Annotated in this window: 26 protein-coding genes; 24 read left to right on the top strand and 2 right to left on the bottom strand. The window is 68.9% G+C overall.

What is annotated here, in order from left to right; all coding sequences use genetic code 11:
* Positions 1–10: 10 nt before the first annotated feature.
* From ACZ6H8_RS03965 to ACZ6H8_RS04035, 15 genes are all read left to right on the top strand, one after another.
* Positions 11–1525 carry a phage portal protein gene (locus tag ACZ6H8_RS03965; RefSeq protein WP_464144592.1) on the top strand — a complete coding sequence of 505 codons (1515 nt, stop codon included), beginning with the start codon at positions 11–13 and terminating at the stop codon, positions 1523–1525.
* A 15-nt stretch (positions 1526–1540) separates the two neighbouring features.
* Complete coding sequence (locus ACZ6H8_RS03970; protein ID WP_464144593.1) at positions 1541–2794, top strand: hypothetical protein; 1254 nt, start codon at positions 1541–1543, stop codon at positions 2792–2794.
* Between the two features lie 70 nt (positions 2795–2864).
* A complete protein-coding gene (locus tag ACZ6H8_RS03975) occupies positions 2865–3557 on the top strand; it encodes a hypothetical protein (RefSeq protein WP_464144594.1) in 693 nt (230 codons plus the stop codon).
* Between the two features lie 45 nt (positions 3558–3602).
* Positions 3603–4559: a major capsid protein gene (locus tag ACZ6H8_RS03980; protein ID WP_464144595.1), complete on the top strand. Its 957-nt coding sequence runs from the start codon at positions 3603–3605 to the stop codon at positions 4557–4559.
* Between the two features lie 15 nt (positions 4560–4574).
* On the top strand, positions 4575–4931 hold the full coding sequence (locus ACZ6H8_RS03985) for a hypothetical protein (RefSeq protein ID WP_464144596.1): 357 nt from the start codon (positions 4575–4577) through the stop codon (positions 4929–4931).
* A 15-nt stretch (positions 4932–4946) separates the two neighbouring features.
* Positions 4947–5339, top strand: coding sequence for a hypothetical protein (locus ACZ6H8_RS03990; protein ID WP_464144597.1), 393 nt, complete (start codon positions 4947–4949; stop codon positions 5337–5339).
* A 14-nt stretch (positions 5340–5353) separates the two neighbouring features.
* Positions 5354–5749, top strand: a complete 396-nt coding sequence (locus ACZ6H8_RS03995; RefSeq protein WP_464144598.1) for a DUF6093 family protein — start codon at positions 5354–5356, stop codon at positions 5747–5749.
* The gene (locus ACZ6H8_RS04000; protein ID WP_464144599.1) at positions 5734–6171 is read left to right on the top strand and encodes a hypothetical protein; all 438 of its coding nucleotides are present in this window, start codon (positions 5734–5736) and stop codon (positions 6169–6171) included. Before ACZ6H8_RS03995 ends, ACZ6H8_RS04000 begins: the two co-directional genes overlap by 16 nt.
* On the top strand, positions 6168–6584 hold the full coding sequence (locus tag ACZ6H8_RS04005; RefSeq protein ID WP_464144600.1) for a hypothetical protein: 417 nt from the start codon (positions 6168–6170) through the stop codon (positions 6582–6584). The genes ACZ6H8_RS04000 and ACZ6H8_RS04005 overlap by 4 nt, the downstream gene beginning before the upstream one ends.
* Positions 6581–6814: a hypothetical protein gene (locus tag ACZ6H8_RS04010; RefSeq protein WP_464144601.1), complete on the top strand. Its 234-nt coding sequence runs from the start codon at positions 6581–6583 to the stop codon at positions 6812–6814. Before ACZ6H8_RS04005 ends, ACZ6H8_RS04010 begins: the two co-directional genes overlap by 4 nt.
* Complete coding sequence (locus tag ACZ6H8_RS04015; protein WP_464144602.1) at positions 6807–7130, top strand: hypothetical protein; 324 nt, start codon at positions 6807–6809, stop codon at positions 7128–7130. Before ACZ6H8_RS04010 ends, ACZ6H8_RS04015 begins: the two co-directional genes overlap by 8 nt.
* Before the next feature lies 1 nt (position 7131).
* Positions 7132–7632: a phage tail tube protein gene (locus ACZ6H8_RS04020; protein WP_464144603.1), complete on the top strand. Its 501-nt coding sequence runs from the start codon at positions 7132–7134 to the stop codon at positions 7630–7632.
* Between the two features lie 91 nt (positions 7633–7723).
* The gene (locus ACZ6H8_RS04025; RefSeq protein ID WP_464144604.1) at positions 7724–8056 is read left to right on the top strand and encodes a hypothetical protein; all 333 of its coding nucleotides are present in this window, start codon (positions 7724–7726) and stop codon (positions 8054–8056) included.
* Positions 8049–8633, top strand: coding sequence for a hypothetical protein (locus tag ACZ6H8_RS04030; protein WP_464144605.1), 585 nt, complete (start codon positions 8049–8051; stop codon positions 8631–8633). The genes ACZ6H8_RS04025 and ACZ6H8_RS04030 overlap by 8 nt, the downstream gene beginning before the upstream one ends.
* A gap of 38 nt (positions 8634–8671) precedes the next feature.
* Positions 8672–9016, top strand: a complete 345-nt coding sequence (locus ACZ6H8_RS04035) for a hypothetical protein (RefSeq protein ID WP_464144606.1) — start codon at positions 8672–8674, stop codon at positions 9014–9016.
* Here ACZ6H8_RS04035 and ACZ6H8_RS04040 read toward each other — a convergent pair.
* Complete coding sequence (locus ACZ6H8_RS04040; protein WP_464144608.1) at positions 9013–9282, bottom strand: hypothetical protein; 270 nt, start codon at positions 9280–9282, stop codon at positions 9013–9015. The two genes, ACZ6H8_RS04035 and ACZ6H8_RS04040, sit on opposite strands and share 4 nt — an antisense overlap.
* Positions 9283–9353: 71 nt before the next feature.
* Between ACZ6H8_RS04040 and ACZ6H8_RS04045 the strand changes: the two genes are divergently transcribed.
* The 9 genes from ACZ6H8_RS04045 (at position 9354) to ACZ6H8_RS04085 (ending at position 17826) form a co-directional block, all read left to right on the top strand.
* A complete protein-coding gene (locus ACZ6H8_RS04045) occupies positions 9354–12158 on the top strand; it encodes a phage tail tape measure protein (RefSeq protein ID WP_464144610.1) in 2805 nt (934 codons plus the stop codon).
* Positions 12155–12934, top strand: a complete 780-nt coding sequence (locus ACZ6H8_RS04050) for a hypothetical protein (RefSeq protein WP_464144611.1) — start codon at positions 12155–12157, stop codon at positions 12932–12934. Before ACZ6H8_RS04045 ends, ACZ6H8_RS04050 begins: the two co-directional genes overlap by 4 nt.
* Positions 12935–13117: 183 nt before the next feature.
* Positions 13118–14050, top strand: coding sequence for a hypothetical protein (locus ACZ6H8_RS04055; RefSeq protein ID WP_464144613.1), 933 nt, complete (start codon positions 13118–13120; stop codon positions 14048–14050).
* On the top strand, positions 14047–14658 hold the full coding sequence (locus ACZ6H8_RS04060; RefSeq protein ID WP_464144615.1) for a hypothetical protein: 612 nt from the start codon (positions 14047–14049) through the stop codon (positions 14656–14658). The genes ACZ6H8_RS04055 and ACZ6H8_RS04060 overlap by 4 nt, the downstream gene beginning before the upstream one ends.
* A 15-nt stretch (positions 14659–14673) precedes the next feature.
* Positions 14674–14931: a hypothetical protein gene (locus ACZ6H8_RS04065; RefSeq protein WP_464144616.1), complete on the top strand. Its 258-nt coding sequence runs from the start codon at positions 14674–14676 to the stop codon at positions 14929–14931.
* A gap of 2 nt (positions 14932–14933) precedes the next feature.
* Positions 14934–15377, top strand: a complete 444-nt coding sequence (locus ACZ6H8_RS04070) for a hypothetical protein (RefSeq protein WP_464144619.1) — start codon at positions 14934–14936, stop codon at positions 15375–15377.
* A 4-nt stretch (positions 15378–15381) separates the two neighbouring features.
* Complete coding sequence (locus tag ACZ6H8_RS04075; RefSeq protein WP_464144620.1) at positions 15382–16527, top strand: hypothetical protein; 1146 nt, start codon at positions 15382–15384, stop codon at positions 16525–16527.
* Complete coding sequence (locus ACZ6H8_RS04080; protein ID WP_464144622.1) at positions 16527–17423, top strand: alpha/beta hydrolase family protein; 897 nt, start codon at positions 16527–16529, stop codon at positions 17421–17423. Before ACZ6H8_RS04075 ends, ACZ6H8_RS04080 begins: the two co-directional genes overlap by 1 nt.
* Positions 17424–17442: 19 nt before the next feature.
* Positions 17443–17826 carry a hypothetical protein gene (locus ACZ6H8_RS04085; protein WP_464144624.1) on the top strand — a complete coding sequence of 128 codons (384 nt, stop codon included), beginning with the start codon at positions 17443–17445 and terminating at the stop codon, positions 17824–17826.
* Here ACZ6H8_RS04085 and ACZ6H8_RS04090 read toward each other — a convergent pair.
* The gene (locus ACZ6H8_RS04090; protein ID WP_464144626.1) at positions 17823–18065 is read right to left on the bottom strand and encodes a hypothetical protein; all 243 of its coding nucleotides are present in this window, start codon (positions 18063–18065) and stop codon (positions 17823–17825) included. The genes ACZ6H8_RS04085 and ACZ6H8_RS04090 overlap by 4 nt on opposite strands.
* Positions 18066–18102: the final 37 nt, after the last annotated feature.

Consider the following 18102-nt stretch of genomic DNA (forward strand, 5'->3'; position numbering starts at 1 on the left):
AGGAGGCGCCGTGGATGCTTCGACCGCAGTGCGCCGCATCCGCATCACGGAGTCGCGGATCAAGGAGCTCGCTCCGTTCGTGAAGCGCCGCATGGACTACACGGAGGGCAAGCAGGATCTGCCGTTCGCGCCGTACGGGATCATCGACGAGTACGACGTGCTGCGGAAGCAGGCGGTGCAGAACTACACCGATCTGTTCGTCCGCGCACCCGTGCAGCGCCTGCGTCAGGACTCGATGCACACCGGCATGGGTGCGGTCGACGAGGTGCAGGTCGACGACATCGTCTGGCGCGACTTCTTCCAGGCGAACCAGTGGGACACCCGGCAGACGCGCGTCTACCGTTCGATGGTCATGCACGGTCGCGGCCTCGCGTCGGTGTGGCCGAACGAGCGGGACCGGTCGCGGCCGATCATCCGGCCCGAGTCGTTCGGCAACGTGCACGTCGAGATGGACCCCGAGGACCCGTTCGAGATCGGGTGGGTCGGCAAGATCGTCACGGTCGAGACCGATGAAGCCCACCCGGCGAGCGCCCTCATCCTGCCGTCGAGCATGACCCGCACGAAGCAGGTCGGCTTCGTCTACGACGCCGACCGGGTGATCAGGCTCGAGAAGGGTGGCGTCGGCGGGGCCGGCGACTGGGTCATCGTCAACGACACGGAGCACCCCATGGGTGAGGTGCCGTTCGCTCGCTATGACCTCACGGTCCGCGACGACGGCACGCCGTGGTCGGGCATGGACCACATGATGGTGCAGCAGGACGCGCTGAACACGATCCGCTTCAACACGCTGCTCGCGATGCAGTTCGCCGCGTACCGGCAGAAGATCGTCTCCGGCTTCGACCCGCGCGTGCGGGATAAGGACGGCAACATCGTCTACCGCACGAACAGCGACGGCACCCCGATGCTCGACACCTCCGGGCAGCAGATCCCGATCCTCAACTCGCCCGGCAAGGTGGGCGTCGACCGGATGCTCGTGTTCCCCGGCACTGACACGAAGGTCTACGACCTGCCCGAGTCGAACCTCAAGAACTACATCGAGGTGCTGACCGAGTTCCAGAGCGGGTTCTTCGCATCCGGGCAGATCCCACCGCAGTATGCGATGAACCGCATGGCGAACCTCTCCGGCGACGCGCTCGCCGGCGCGGAGTCGACGTTCGCATCGCTGCTGTCGGAGATCAAGCTCGCCGCCGGCGAGGGCAACGAGAAGGCCGCCGAGCTCGCTTGGAAGGCGAGCGGACACACCGAGCCGTGGAACCCGGCTGCCGAGTCGCAGTTCGCTGACGGTGAGGCGCGGTCGTTCGCGCAGGTGGTCGACGGCGTCACGAAGCTGACCACGCAGGGCTTCCCGCGTCGCGGCGCCTGGGAGATGATCCCCGGCGCGACGGCGCAGAAGGTCGATCGCTGGATGGAGCAGGCAGACGACGAAGCGTTCACGCAGGGCGTCGCTGGCATCAAGCGCTCGATGTTCCCGTCGAATCCGCTCGAGCTCGATGCGCGCGCGGATTCGCAGCCGCAGGAGGCGTAGCGGGAGGAGGGGAACATGATCCCCCCCTCCGCTCGCATCCATCACGAGGAGCGTCGACAGACGGCCCTCGCGACCGTCACCGAGACGCGACGGCTGTGGCAGTCCGTGGGCGAGGACTTCGACCTCGGCTGGGCCGCCATCGAGGAGCAGACCACGGCGACCGTCATGGCCGGCATGCAGCGCTCAGCCGAGCTCGGCATCGCCTACACGGCGACGCAGGCGAACGGATCTCCGCTCGCCGACCTCGACGTCGCCGCATTCAGCGCCGCCGACTCGAGCGGCCGCCCGATCGACTCCCTGCTGCAGGGCGCGGTCGTGCAGAGCCGCATCCAGGTGGCTGCTGGGGCTTCGACCGCACAGGCGCTCGCCGCAGGCGGCTCGTGGCTCGCCGAGATCGTCGGCAGCGAGGTCGTCCGTGCGAACAGCGCCGCGATGGACGCGTCGATCGCGCTCACGCCGACGATCGCCGGATACGTCCGCATGCTCAACCCGCCCTCCTGCAAGGACTGCGTCATCCTCGCCGGGAAGTGGTTCCGGTGGAACACGGGCTTCCAGCGTCACCCGCGCTGCGACTGCCAGCACATCCCCGCCAGCGAGGACGCTGCCAGCGACCTCACCACCGACCCGTACGCGTACTTCCGCTCGCTCACCGAGGCGGACCAGAACCGAACGTTCGGCCGCGACAACTCGCGAGCGATCCGCGAGGGCGCCGACATCTACCGGGTCGTGAACATCGAGAACCGCGGTCTCGCATCGGCTCGCGCCGGCCGGATGTACGGGACGCCGACGCGCGCGACGGTCGAGGATCTGCTGCGGCAGGCTGGCACGCGGACGAACTTCCAGCGACTGCTCGCCGAGAACGGCTACATCACCGGACCGCAGACCGCGGGCGGCAACATCGTCGGCCGCTACCGCGAGCGATTCCAGTCCTCGATCGCTCGAGGCATCATCCCCGGCTCGGCACGCGATCGTGTCCTGCGCGCTCGAGTGACCGGCGTCCGCGACCCGCTCGACCGGGCGACGATGACCGCCGCGGAGCGCCGCCTCTACGACGCCTGGTATCGCGTTGAGTACGCCCGGCGAACAGGTTTCGTGCCGCGCTCGATCGGCGCCTCATCGGCCGACATCGGTGCCGCACGACAGGTGCTCACGCCCGAGATCGATCAGCGTCTCCGAGACGAGCTCGCGTCCCAGATGGCGACCGCCTCGAGTGGTCCGCAGTCGGTGCGCACCCTGCGCCGCCTGCTGCAGCAGGCCGGACGCCCATAGACCCCGCCGCACGCAAGGTGCAGCGGTTCATCGCCGCGCAAGGCGGCACCGATCCAACAGGAGCATCCCCATGCCCGTCATCGCACATCGTCGCCTCGCCGCGGCCGCACCGCTCATCTGGAACCGCCCCCGTCTCCGCTTCGCGGATGGCGCCCCGGACGGTGCCGCACCGAGTGGTGCACCGGCCGCACCCGCCGCACCTGCGGCGCCCGCAGCACCGTCCGCAACGGACGGCACCGAGCATCTCGGAGACGCGGGCAAGCAGGCCATCGACCGCATGAAGGCCGAGCGCGAGGCAGCCAAGAACAGCCTCAAGGCGTTCACGGACCTCGGGCTCACGCCCGAGCGCGCGAAGGAGCTGCTGCAGGCGAACGAGTCCGCAGCCGAGCAGGCCGAGCGCACGAAGCAGGAGGCCGCACAGGCGCAGGCGGTGCAGGACCGTCTCACCGAGCGACTCCGCAGCGTCGAGATCCGTGCGGCCGCGGCGACGATGGGCTTCCACGACCCGAGCGACGCGATCTCGAACCTCACGAAGGACGAGCTCGACGCGATCACCGTCAACGACAAGGACGAGGTCGACTCGGCCGCCGTCACGACGGCGCTCGAGCGGGTCGCGAAGGCGAAGGCATACCTGCTCAAGAACAGCGGCGGCAGCCACCGCGCCGCAGGGATCGGATCCGTCTCGCAGAAGACCACGACGGGCGACGACGTCAGCCCCGGCCGTGGCCGGCTGCGAGCCGCGTACGGCAAGACCCAGCAGTAGCGCCCGCGACCCCGCGGCGCACCCAGCACATGAAAGGAGGCGGCAATGGCCGTCACCCTCCCCGAGGCAGCGAAGCTGTCTCAGGACGACCTGCAGAGGGGCGTCGTCGAGACGTTCATCCAGGAGTCGTCCGTCCTCGACCGGATCCCGTTCCTCGAGATCCAGGGCAACGCGTACGCGTACAACGAGGAGGCCACCCTCCCCGGCGTCGCGTTCCGTGGCGTCAACGAGGCCTACACCGAGTCGACCGGCACGGTGAACCAGAAGACCGAGTCGCTCGTCATCCTCGGTGGCGACGCGGACGTCGACCGCTACATCGTGCAGACGCGCGGCAACCTCAACGACCAGCGCGCCGTGCAGACGGCGATGAAGGTCAAGGCCGCCACGCGGAAGTACCAGTCGACGTTCTTCAACGGCGACGTCGCGGTCGAGTCGAAGGGCTTCGACGGCCTGCGCAAGCGCCTCGTCGGATCCCAGGTGCTCGACGCCGGAACGAACGGCGTCCCCGTCCTCGGCAACGGCACCACCGACTCTCACGCGTTCTTCGACCTGCTCGACGCCCTCGTCGCACAGGTCCGCGGACTCGACGGCTCGAACGGCGCCATCTACGCCAACCGTCTCATCCAGGGCAAGATCCGCTCCGCAGGCCGCCACATCGGCGGCACCGAGACCGTCCGCGAGGACGCCACGGGCAAGCGTGTCCTGCAGTGGAACGGCATCCCGATCCTCGACCCCGGTCAGGACCTCACGGGTGCCGAGATCCTCGGTCTCAACGAGACGCAGGGCACCGCGACCGACGCGTCGTCGATCTACGCCGTGAAGTTCGGCGAGGACGAGGGCGACCAGGGCGTGACGGGCCTCACCAACGGCGGCATCCAGGTCGACGACCTCGGCCAGCTGCAGGAGAAGCCCGCCTACCGCACCCGCATCGAGTTCTACACGGGCATGGCCGTCTTCGGCGGCCGTGCCGCAGCGCGCCTGCGTGGCGTGAAGAACGCCTGAGCGAAGGGAACCCACATGGCACGCGCATCCAGCACCGCCAAGGCCGACTCGAACGACGAGGCCACGACCGAGACGCCGGCGAGCACCACGCTCGACACCGATGTCACGAAGCCGTCGACGACGGCACCCGGTGACGGCCCCGCCGACACCACCGACCCGAACGAGCGCGCCGTCTCCGTGACGCCGAGCCCGTCCGACGAGGCGCTCAAGGTCGGCACCGTCAACGCGGTCAAGCCCGCACCGACGGTCGACGCCAAGCCGAGCACTGCGAAGCACCGCACCGAGAAGTACACGGCCACGAAGCCCGACGGCTCCGAGGTCACGGTCGAGCGCGACCTCGAGACCGGCGTCTCGAAGATCGTCTCCAAGTAGGAGGGAGGGGCCGCGATGGACGCACCCGTCAACGTCGAAGACGTCAAGGGCGCGATCCCGCGGCCCCTCACCCCCGACGAGGAGCGCGTGATCCCGGCCTGGATCGAGACCGCGTGGGGTCTGATCCTCGAGAACGTCGGAAGGCTCGAGCAGCGGCTCGCGCTGCCCGACACCGCCCTCGACCATGTCGCCGAGCGCACCGTGAAGTCGGTGCTCGTGTCGATGGTCGAGCGCAAGGTCAACAACTCGACCGGCGCCCGCTCGTTCGGGCTCGCCGACGGCACGACCGTCACGAACGACCACTCGGTCGCCGCCGGCAAGATCTACATCGCACCCGAGGAGCTCGCACGGTTCCGGCCGGACGAACCGCAGGCCGGCGCGATGTACTCCGTACCACTGGGGCTGTGATGCTGACCCCTGGCATGGTCGCTCTCGCACGATCGCTCGACCGCAGCAGCATGTGGGACACGTGGTCCTGCACCCGCGGCGGCGCTCGGACGTTCGACGACGAGACCGGAGCCTGGACGACATCGCCAGTCGCGACGGTCTACGACGGACCAGGCAAGCTCAACGACCGCAGCATCATCGGTCGCCGCCAAGAGATGCAGGGTGAGACGACCGTGCTGAGCGCCGTTCGCCTCGAGCTGCCGGTCGGAACCTCCGACGGCATCCGTGTCGACGACGTGCTCGTCTGCACCGCATCGATCGTCGACGACGCACTCGTCGGGCTCGCGCTCCGCGTCACCGACGTCGACGAGCAGACGCGGGCGAGTGCGCGTCGATTCAGCGTGGAGGTCGAATCGTGGCCGACGACCTGAACCACCTCGCCGCCGACCTATCACGGGCTCCGGCTGAGACTTGGCCGTTCGTCGCGCGTGCGCTCGGCGAGACGGCAAAGCGCGTCAAGGAATCGTGGACCGAGAATCTGGGCGGTGAGCGCAACTCGGGCTCGTCGTTCGCGCACATCGGTCGTTCCGTGGACTACACCGTCGGAGTCTCGGGCGCTTCGCTCGTGCGGACCGCGCTCGGTGCGGGCGGCGGCGGAACAGGACTCGAGGCTGAGATCGGCCCGAACCTCGGGCGTCTGCAGGGCTCGATGGCCGGATGGTTCGAAGAGGGCCAGGCGAACATCCCGGCGCTGCACCCCGGTCAAGCCGCGCTCGCGAAGAACGAGGTCGACTTCGAGCGCGGGATCGCGAAGGCGATCGACGACGGGCTCAAGAAGGCGGGGCTGCTGTGACCGGCACGCGAGCGCACACGAGGGCGCTGCTCGCGCACCTGCGCGGAGACGTCGAGCTCGCGAGCATCGTGTTCGACGGCAGCGTCGAGGGGCAGGCTCCCGCACGATACGTGCTGGTGTTCCCGTGGCGTCCGAGCAGCCGTGATGAGGCGCGCCGGATGGCGGCGCCTGACCTGCGTCGCGAGCGGCGCTACACGATCCACTGCATTGGCACGATCCCCGCTGAGGCGGAGTGGCTCGCCGACCGAGTCGCGACGCGGCTGACGCCGGGTGTGCCGAGCGTGCGTCTCGTCGTCGGCGGCGTGACGCAGGGCCCGATTCAGCACCGGCTGTCGCGGCCCGTGCAGCTCGATTCGTCGACGCCGCCGGCCGTCTACTTCTACCCCGACGAGTACGCCTGGGAGGCGCGATGACCAACGGAACCCTTCACGGCTTCGAGGCAGATGGCACGGCGGTGTCGGTGCGCGCGCGGCGCGTCGACGTCGACGCGGGCGGACGCGAGTTCGTCGAGGCGCTCGAGCCGTTCCTGTCCCTGCCGACGCGCGACGACCCGGACGCGACGCTGTTCGTCCCCGGCGAGCCGCGGTGGCTGCACCCGCGCATGTTCACCTTCGAACCCGACGAGGAGGCCACGAATGGCTGACACCACCGCCAAGGTCTGGGCGATCGACCGCAAGACCAACGAGCCGGGCCAGTACACGCCCGAGTTCCTCGCAGCGTGGCCGAACGGATACCTGCGCATCGACCCGCCCGCACAGCCCGGCCGATCGGCCGAGCCCGGCGAGTCGTGGAAGAACGACGACCTCAAGGCCCACGCCGACGAGCACGGCATCGACCTCGCCGGAGCGAGGACGAAGGCCGACATCCTCGCGGCAATCGCCGCCCACGATCAGGAGCCGACCGTCCGGTCGGACTCCCAGCAGCCCGACACGGGCAAGACCCAGGAAGGGGGTGCGTGACATGGCGCGCACCGTCAGGATCCCTCGCAATCGTGATGTCGACGAGAACGTCTCGATCGTCTGCATCCCCAAGGCCGACATGCCCGACCCCGCGAACCCGTCGGCGGCCGTGCTGAACGCTGCACCGGACGTGACGTTCGAGTTCACGGCCGCCAGCCCGATCCCGACCGCCACGCAGGCGACGAAGGAGGATCCGCGCTACGCGCAGCGCGAGGTCCAGTCGGCACTCGACAAGGTCACGCGCGCCTGGGCGCCGGAGTACTTCTCCGACGACGAGGAGCTCGAGCTCGACCCGCTGGTGGTCGAGGGCGCCGAGCTGTTCTTCTTCTTCCGCTACGGCGTGCACATCACCGAGGACTTCGTGGCGGCGACGCAGAAGGTCGACGTCGTGCCGGTGACGGTCGGCATCCGGCCGCGCAGCGCGCCGACGGGCGGCAAGTTCACGCGCAAGCCGACGCTCGCGATCGGCAACGTCCTCGAGGACGTCGCCGTCGCCGCCTGACGCTCCGTCGCATCACACGCCCTGGCAGGGGCAACGGCCCCGCCCCTGCCAGGGTTCTCGCACGTCTGGGGCCATCTCGAAGGGGCGAACCATGACCGACGACTATCCGATCCCGAGCAGCATCCGAGTCGAGGGGCGAGCGCTGACCGCACCCGTCGCGCCCGCGGTGCAGGACGCACTCATCACGTGGGAGGAGACTCAGACCGACGCGATCGCCGATGCGCTCGCACCGTTCGGACTGAGCCCGTACGCAATCGCCGCTGTCGAGTACCGCCGCATCGTGACGCCCGACGAGGTGCGGGGCGCCGCAAGCGACGACGAGATCGTCGCGGCGCTGCGAGCCGCCGGCGTCGAGTTCGTGACGCCCTCGATGGTCGCCGCCGTCAGGGATCTCGCATCATCGGGGGAGGTGCAGCATGGCTGAGGCAACCGCTCCCGAGGAGCAGGATCTCGACGACCTGCTCGCATCCGCAGTTCCCGGCACGAGCGAGGTCCACATCCTCCTCGACGGCTCACGCCGAGAGGAGTGGAACCACCTCGTCCAGGAGACGATGCAGCCGACGCCGACCGAGGGAGACCCCGACGGGCGCATGGCGGCCCCGTCGCGGGCAGCGCGCGCGCAGAAGCGGCTCGATCAGCTCCGCGCCGAGCTTCGGTCGAAGGTGATCACGATCCACATCACGCAGTTGCCGGGCTCGCAGTGGGCTGGGCTCAAGGCGAAGCACAGGCCGCGGAAGGGGAACCTTCGCGACGAGGGCCTGGGCTACAACCTCGAGGCCGTCGCGTTCGAGGCGCTCGTGACCCACGGCGCCCGTGTCCGCGGCGACGCGCTCGAGAAGGTCTCCGTGAAGCAGTGGGAGGCCATCCGCGAGAAGGCGGGCGGCGGCGACCTGCAGGCCCTCGAGTACGCGGTGCTCGGGCTGAACCAGATCGTCGGGCAGCAGATGGTCGGGGCCCTAGTAAAAGGCTCGCCGACGACCAGCAACTCCGTCGGGAACTAGCAGCAGCGACCCGTCTCGGCATCTCTCACGCCCGGTTCATGGGGTCGGAGCCTGCCGAGACGGTCGTGCACGAGTACGACGCTGACGGGGTCCTGGTCGCCTCTCGCGTCACTCGTGAACCGGAGTGGGATGCATGGCAGCGCTCTCTCGCGCTCGCGTACATCGCCTTCGACAACGACATCGGTCCCCACGGGCACTCGATGTCGGAGGCGACGGATCCGACAGCCCTCGACCCAGAGGGCGCGTACCACTACGTCGCCGAGACGCCGATCGTAGACGCCGCCGAGCAGGCGAAGCAGGCACGCATGAAGGCGTACCGCGAGGAGCACGGCAGCGATGCGGGCGTCATCTTCCCTGTGCGGAAGGTGCCCGCACGCGACTAGTCGGTCGCGGCTGTCTCGGCCGCGAGGGCCTTGCGGTCACGAACGGTGAGTGCCACGAAGACGACGAACGCGCCTGCCGCGATGAGCGCGGACAGTCCGCCGAGCCCGTAGAGCGTGCTCCTCTGCTGCGCCGCGTCTTCGTCGAAGGAGAACCCTCCGATGCCGACGGCGATGGTGCTGATGCTGCTCGCGGAGCCGAGCAGCGCGATCGCCGCAATGAAGCCGACTGCGGCTGCAACGAGCGACACGATCCGTGCGGTCGACATGCCCGCCCCCTTCTGGTGAACGACCGGAACGTAGCACGAGAGGTGGCGGGATGGCTGAGCGCACCGTATCCGTGAAGTTGATCGCCGATGCCGCCGCGTACGTGCGGGGCATGGACGAGGCGGTCCGCAAGACGAAGGACTCGACGCAGTCCATCGAACAGCAGCTGCAGCAGCAGGCGCAGGCGTACCAGATGCTCGGTACGGCGGCGATCGGTGTCGGCGTCGCGGCGCTCGCGGGCGTGACGGCCGCGGTCGTGGCCTACTCCCAGTTCGACGCGGCGATGTCGAACGTGCAGGCCGCGACCGGTGAGACGACCGACAACATGGCGGCGCTGTCGGAGGCCGCGCTGCAGGCGGGCGCCGACACCGTCTACTCCGCGACGGAGTCCGCGGCGGCGATCGAGGAGCTGTCGAAGGCGGGTGTCTCGACGGCCGACATTCTCGACGGTGGTCTGACCGGGTCGCTGAACCTCGCGGCAGCGGGCGAGATCGCTGTCTCGGAGGCGGCCGAGGTCGCCGCGTCGGCGATGACCCAGTTCGGGCTCGCGGGCTCGGACGTGTCGCACATCGCCGACCTGCTCGCCGCGGCCGCCGGCAACGCGCAGGGCGGCGTCGCGGACATGGGTGCGGCGCTGTCGCAGTCTGGTCTCGTCGCCGCCCAGATGGGCCTCTCGGTCGAGGAGACCACGGGCACGCTCGCAGCATTCGCTTCCGCGGGCCTCATGGGCTCCGACGCTGGCACGTCGTTCCGTGCCATGCTGCTCCGTCTTGCGAACCCCACCGGCGAGGTGCGGGACACGATGAACGAGCTCGGCCTGTCTTTCTACGACGCGCAGGGCGAGTTCATCGGCATGGAGGGCGTCGCCGGCCAGCTCACGACGCAGATGGCGGACCTCACGCAGGAGCAGCGGAACGCTGCTCTCGCGACGATCTTCGGCCAGGACGCGATCCGTGCCGCGTCGATCCTGTACGAGCAGGGCGCTGACGGCGTCGCGCAGTGGACCGAGACGGTCAACGACTCGGGCTACGCCGCCGAGCAGGCCGCAGCCCGACTCGACAACCTGCAGGGCGATGTCGAGGCGCTCGGTGGCGCGTTCGAGACCCTGCTCATCAACCTCGGCGCGGGCGGCGACGGTGCGCTCCGCGGTGCCGTGCAGTGGCTCGACGACCTCGTGTCGGCTGCCGCTGAGGCACCCCCGTGGCTGCAGTCCACGACCCTCGGGGTCATGGCCGTCACGGGCGCTCTCGCGCTCGCTGGTGGTGCGGCTCTGGTCGCGCTGCCTCAGGTCGTTGCGTTCCAGGGTGCGGTCGCTACCTTGGGCATCACGGCCGCCGGCACGCGCGCTGCTCTCGCGTCGATGCTCGGCAGTCCGCTGCTCGTGGCTGCTGCTGCCACCGCGGCCGCGATCATGGTCGTCAACGACGTCGCGGAGTCGTCGCGGGCATCGGTCGACGAGTGGGCGGCAGCAGTCGAGGGCGGCGCGACCGCACTCGAGCTGTTCGCGATCGCTGCGCAGGGCAACGAGGGGGTGGCGTTCCAGGGGTTCGAATTCGACGCCTCCGAGTTCGACTCGTACCTCGATTCGATGCGACGCATCGGAGAGAACCCGCTGGCATCGCTCGACCCGTCGACGTGGTCGCTGCAGATGTCGAACTTCGCATCGTCGCTGCGCGAGGTCGATGAGGCTCTGGCAGCCGCCGATCCGTCGGTGATGATCGACGGATTCAACGGCATCGTCGAGCAGTACAACCTCAGCGAGGACGCCGCGATCGAGCTCCTGGGCGAGATGGAGGGTGTTCGCGAGGCGCTCGTGAACCAAGCCATCGCTGCCGACCCCGCGGTCGCGGCCATGTCGGAGGCAGAGCAGACGCAAGCGGCCTATGCGATCGCGACCAGCGACGCGGCGGCCGCGTCGCAGACTGCCACGGGCGCGCTCACCGATCTGGCTGTCGAGACTCAGTCCGCTTCCGACGCTGCCCTCGAGCTCCTAGACGTGCAGCGGGCGATCGTCGACGAGTTCTTCGCGGCCCAGGATGCGACGGCGGCGTACGAGCAGAGCATCGATGACATCGCGGAGGCGATCGCCGATGGTCTTTCGCCCGCGATCAACCAGATCACGGGCGACTTCGATCTCGGCGAGCAGTCGGGTCGGGATGCTGCGGCGATGATGCAGGAGCTCGTGACGGCATCGAACGATGCATCGGCGCAGCTGCTCACGACGGCTTCTTCGGCTGAGGAGGTGGCGGCTCAGCAGGCGCTCATGCGCGACGAGATCTACCAGACGGGCCTCGAGATGGGGTTGTCCGAGGAGCAGGCTCGCGACTACGCGAACATGCTGGTCGAGATTCCTGACTCGGTGTTCACGCAGGCGCAGCTCGCGACGTCTGCAGCGGAGGCCGCGATGGCCGCGTTCCTGAACAAGCGTCGCGTGGTGCTCATCGATGTGCAGGCGGGGGCGATGCCCTCGATCAGCGCGTCTACGTTCGCTGGCGGCAACGTCGTCGGCTTCGACGGTGGTGGCCGGATCCCGGGCCCGTACCTGGGGCGTGACGACCGGTTCGGCTTCGACCAGCACGGCAACGTGTGGGGTCTCGCTGGTGACGAGTGGATCATCAACGCGTCGTCGTCCTCGAAGTACGACCGCATCCTTCGTCAGATCAACGACGGCACGTTCGTCGGATACGACAGCGGGGGACGGGTCGGTGCACCTGCGCCGTCGTACTCGTACTCGTCGGCTCCGATCGTGAACGTCACGACGCCTGCGGCACTGGCACCGAACGTGCAGGTCGACGTGCATGGAGCGGGGACGTCTCCTGCCGTGATCGGGCAGATCGTCGGCGCGGAGGTCGACTGGTCGTTGAGGAGCGCAGGATGATCGAAGTCGGTACGGACGTGCGTGTCCATGTCCCGGGTCTCGTGTTCGACGGCGGCGGGGGCAACGAGGGGTTCTACATCGAGCCTGGCGGGTTCACGGGGTGGGAGGACGGTGTCGGCGCGGACGTCGACACCGCCGCCCGCCTCGGGCCCGGCTCGTTCGACGTGGCGCCGCGACTCACCGACCGGCTCATGACCCTACGGGGTCTCTGCTGGGCTCGGTCGCCGCAGCAGCTCCGCGACTTCGGCGTGCGGCTTGCTGGGATCGGCGCGGATGGTTCGCGCTTCCAGGTGACCGTGGAGATGTACGGGGAGACGTTGTGGGCGTGGGCGCGACGCGCCCCGAACGCACCCAAGTTCGTCTCCCGCCCCGCACTCGGGTACGCGGAGTATCAGGTCTCGTTCTGGCTGCCGAACCCTCGCAGGTTCGGTGAGACGCGGCTGCAGTCGCCGCCAGCGAACACTCCTGTGCGGCTGGTGAATCGGGGCACGATGCCCGCTGAGCCGAGGTTCCAGGTATGGGGTCCGCATCCGACGGGGTACTCCATCGTCGCAACGGGCCGCCCGACGTTCCAGGTTGATGGGGCGCTCGAGGCTGGGGTGAACGACATCGTCGACTTCGCGACTGGGACGGTCAGGCGCGGCGGCGAGCCGCTGGTCGGGTTCGTCCCGTTCCCGCGGACGTGGTCGGTGCCAGCAGCTGGTGACCAGGAGTGGCGATTCGTGCCGACTGGTAACGGTCCGATCACTGCGGAGATCACGGACACGTACGTCTGAGATCGGGGGTTGGCGATGGCCTATTCGTGCGCGTTCGTCGACACCCGATCTGGGCAGCGACTGTTCGAGATCGAGCCTCGTGGGGGTTCGTGGAAGACGCTGCTGAACGCCGTCGGGAACAGCGAGATCGCCTTCGCACCGACCGACGTCAGGGATGCCGTACCGGCGTCCGTGTGGCGTGACGTGACGCAGACGTGGCATCGGACGCTCGTCGTCTCGTACGCCGGCGTCGCAGTGCACGCGGGCATCGTCGTCGGTCACGACTGGAATCCCGCGTCGGGCAGGCTCGGCGTCCGGACGCAGGAGGTTCGCGCGCTCGCCGCTCGACGGTATGCGGCGATGCTCGTCACGTACGACCGGATCGGGAAGTTCACCGCCACGGGGAAGTCTCTGCGCGGGCTCGTGCGCGCGATCCTGGGTGCTGCGTTCTACCGCGTGCCTGGCGACAACTGGACGTTGCCGTTCGTCCTCGGCGGTGACGAGTCGGGCCCGCACTCGCGCGAGTGGTGGCACCACGAGTTCGACTCGTTCGAGGACATGCTGTCGGAGGTGCAGGACACCGAGGGTGGACCTGACCTCGCACTGGATCCTGTGTGGTCCGCTGACGGCAAGTTGCAGTGGTGGCCTCAGATCGGCGCACCCCGTGTGCCGGGTGCCGCGTTCGAGTGGAACGCGTCAGCGGTTGAGTCGCCGCTCACGGGATTCTCGACGAGGGTCGACGGGTCGCGGCAGCTGTCGGGCATCTTCACCATCGGTGAGGGGTCCGGGCAGGAGTTGAAGGTCGGGCGTTCGCCGCTCACCGGCATCACGGGTCCACCGATCCCGGACATGGACGGCACGCGCTCGTTCAGGACGATCAAGGATCAGGCGCAGCTGGACGCACGTGCGACGGCCGAGATTCGTGCGTTCCGTTCGCCGACGACGTCGCACTCGTTCGGGCTGCGGATCGCTGGCGAGCACGCTGTCGACCTGTCGAAGTTCCGCCTCGGCGCGCGTCCCCGGATCTGGCACGACGGCGACGAGATGCTCGCCCCCGGATGGCGGAACGGGTACGTCACGGCATTGTCTGGCGATGTCCAGTCGACCGCGCTCGCCGTGGAGGTGCAGACGATATGAGACTCGACTCCCCGGCGAACACCCAGGCGTCGATCCATGACCTGCTGCGTCGTGTGCGGCAGATCGAGACGGGGACGCCGCAGGAGTCGGCGTCGATCCAGTACGGGATGACGAAGGTCCTGCGACCGGACGGGTCGCTGTTCGCGGCGATGGGCCACTCGGGCGGCAAGTCCGGCCTGCTCATCCCATCTGGTGGCGAGCTCGTGACGGTACAGGAGTGGGTGGACCAGCAGATCGCGGCGTCGGGCGCGTTCGTCGCGGCACGCGTGACGGACCTCGAAGGACGCACCGGCCGCGTCGAGACCCGCATGGCCACCGCTGAGGGTTCGCTGTCGTATGCGGGTGCCCGACTGAACGACATCGAGGGTCGTGTGGGTCGTCTCGAGCCGCGGATGGCTGCGGCGGAGGGTGACGTGTCGGCGCTGCAGTCGTGGCGTTCGACGGCGTCGAGTCAGATCGGTTCGTTGCAGTCGGCGGTGTCGGCGTTGCAGTCGGCGGTGACGACGCTGATCCAGAACATGATCGCGGTCATCCAGCGCAGCAACGCGCACCAGTCCGACCTCGAGTCGCTGGGGAAGCCGAACCGACCGCCGCTGGTGCAGGGCTGACCGAAGGAGATGGTCATGGAGTTCACGCCACAGATGTGGACCGACGTGTGCGAGGCGATCGGCCTCGATCCGGCTACGACGCTCGCCATCAACGTCTCGCCCGACTTCCTGCGAATCGTGCACGCCGACCGCGATGTCACATCAGCCGAGCTCGTCGACCCCGAGCGGACAGCAGCGGCCGAGGCGGAGGCGCAGCGCCTCGCCGACGCGGCGGCTGCCTTCGAGGCGGCAGTCGCCGAGATGGCCGCTGCCGCTGCAGCCGAGGAGGAGTAGCCATGCCGACGTACACGTACACGGGCACCCTCACAGACATCGGCCTGCGCACCCTCGCGTGGGCGTTCCCAGTGCTGCGGGTTCGTCCTGAACGGGAAGCGTACGCCGCGAACGGCTTGATCGCTGCGGCGCCGATGACGGTCGACGTGAACGCGACGACGGGTGCGTTCTCGATGCAGCTGCTCGCGTCGACGGACATGACGCCGCAGACGGACTACATCATCGAGGTAGGCCGCTTCGAGAACTCGATCGACGGGCAGCGGTTCATCGGCTTCGACACGTGGCGGTTCACAGCGGTGCCCGGTGGCGGGTCGCTGAGCGAGATCGCGGGGCTGCAGATCGGCAACGACCTCGTGTGGGCGGCGGCGAGCGGCGTCGACCCGTCGAAGCGCACCGGGTTCCAGCTCGACACCGTGACCGGTGATCTCTACCAGTGGAAGGCGTGACCCGATGTCGTACGTGAAGATCGCGAACATCCGCGGACCGCAGGGCGCACCCGGCGTGAGGGGAGCTACGGGCACCTTCGCGTCGGCGACGGCGGAGACTGTCGCTGCGGACGCTCCGGCGCAGGCGATCGTGAACGAGGCGCAGCGAACGATCGAGTTCAAGATCCCGAGGGGGCTGCCCGGCATCAACGTCGTCCCGACGGATGAGGGCTTCGCCGCGCTCGTCGGAAGCCCGGAGACGCAGTCGTTTGAGGCGGTCGAGTCGGTCGTGCTCGACGCGCTCGGCGGTGGCGCGGACTCGCTGGTGCGGGTGGTGAAGGCGACGCTGACGAACATCGGCGCGCCCCGCCCGGCCTGGGCGGGGATCGTCCTGTGGTTCGTGCCCGTCGGCTCGGTCGCCCCGTCGAACTACCAGGCGGGCGATCTCATCGTCGAGGCGGAGACCGGTCCGGTGCCGTGGTCGCCGGCTTCGCATGCGCTGCTGAAGGCGTGGTGGAACCCGTCGAACTCCGGTGTCGCCGATGGTGCACCGGTCGAGTCCGTGGCCGATGCTTCGGCGTCGGGGTGGACGCTGACGCAGACCGATGCGGCGAAGCGTCCGCTGTTCGACGCCGACGGCATCGCGGGCCTGCCCGCGTGGCTGTTCGACGGCACGAAGCTCTTCCAGACGTTGGCGATCGCTGGCGGGAAGCGGCAGCCGTCGACGGTGTGGGCGGTCGTGAAGGGTGCCGACGTGGTGAACGCGGGCGGTTCCGTGTTCGCGTTCGACCAGCGGAACGGTTCGACGGCGCTGGGCGGCGCAGCGGGACGCACGGCGGCGAACAAGTGGTACTACATCACGAACTCCTCGGGCACGTCGATCACGTCATCCGTCGACTCCGACAACCAGGCCCGCATCGTCACGGTCGTCACCGACGCGGCGGGCGTGTCGACGTTGTACGTCAACGGCGTCTCTGTGGGGACGACCACGTCGACCGCTCGCGACGCGTTCACGGCGTTCGTCGTCGGCGCTCGCGGCGACGGACTCAACGGGTGGAAGGGGCACATCGGTGACGTGGTGGTGATCGGCGCTGCGCAGGCTCCGGGTGCGGGGTCGTCGTTCGCGCAGACGCTGGCGTACCTGGCGTCGAAGTACGGGATCACCGTCTGATGCCGGCCACCGCATCGGGCTCGGCGTACACGACGACGACGATCGACCTGGGCGCACCGCACGGGGTGATGCACATCACCGCGAAGGACGGGCTGACGGGCACGCGTCCGTGCGTGCTGTACGCGCACGGCGCGGGCGGCGCGTCGGATCAGCTGGTGTCGCTGTCGTCGTGGTCGCAGATGCGCGACTGGATCATCGACGCGGGCATCGTCATCGTCGAGGGGTCGGGCGGGTCCGTGCAGGGCGCGCAGAACTGGGGCAACCCGGCAGCGCGTGCCGCGTACCCGGCGTACCTTGCGCACGCGCGCACGCTCCGCAGCCTAGGGCCCGTCATCCTCATCGGTCGCTCCATGGGCGGCCTGGTGGCGTCGTGGCTGTACGCGCACGACACGGGCGGCACGTACGCGGGCCTCATCAACAACTCCGGCGTGTCGACCCTGTTCGAGGGTGCGCTGTCGGGGTCGAAGGATGCGGCAGCGGCGACGGGCTGGTACTTCTCGCCGACGATCTTCACCGCGTGGGGCGTGTCCGACATCGCGGGCTTGCAGGCTGCTGCAGCGGACGCGGCACCGGAGGACTTCGCACCGTCGATGTGGGCCGGCAAGAAGGTGCTGTGCTGCTACGGCGACGCTGACACGACCGTCCCCTGGATGGTCCGTGGTGCTGGTCCGCTGCGCACCCTGTGGGCTGGGCAGCTCGCCGTCGACCGCGTGTCGCTCACCCCTGGGGGCGGGCATGGCGGGTCGGTGAACTCGTACACCGATGTCGGCGCGATGGGCGCGTTCCTCACCGACGTGCTCGGCCTCACGCCGACGCCGCCCCGGCCGCAGGTGGCGTACCGATCGCGACTGATCTACGGCATCGACGGTTCGAACCGTCTGCGCATCGTCCGCTGAAACGCGAAGGAGACACCTCATGGCCGTCGTCACCGTCAGAAAGCAAACGACCCAACACCTCTATCCGTGGAGAGCGGCACTGCGCACGTCCGTGGCGGTGGCCGTGACGCTCTCCGCCGCAGCGATCGTCGGCGGTTCGTCCATCGGCCCCGTGATCGATGAGCAGTGGCCAAGCCTGCCAGCGCTCGCCTGCACGGCACTGACTGTCATCGTCCTGGCTGTATCCGCCGGACTGCTCACTCGAATCGCCGCAGTCCCGGCAGTGGATCGCCTGCTCGCCCGAGTCGGTCTCTCGTCCGATCCGCGCGTGCAGCGGTGGCGGACTGATCAGATCGTGAGGGAGAGCGATGGGTCGTGGGTGCTTAAGACCCTCGACGAGTCTGGTCAGAGAAGCAGAACCTAGGGGCCGATTCGCGTCGTGCGTCGCGTGATGCCAGCCTCATCGAACTGTGCAAGAACGTGCTCCTGCACCAGCTGCAGGAAGTAGTACCGCGCAGCCTCAGCGTCGCTCGCGTGCGCCACAAGCCCCAGGTCGAGGTCATCGCCGATGACCGGGATCAGGGCGGCGGCGCGGAGACGCTCGGGATCGTCGACCGCGAACTCAATGGTCAGACGCAGCGTGTGGGATTCGGGATCGGCCATGTCGGGCAGAGTAACCCGCGCCCGCTGCGACTTGCGT

It is taken from the genome of Agrococcus sp. AC640b, assembly GCF_979255995.1.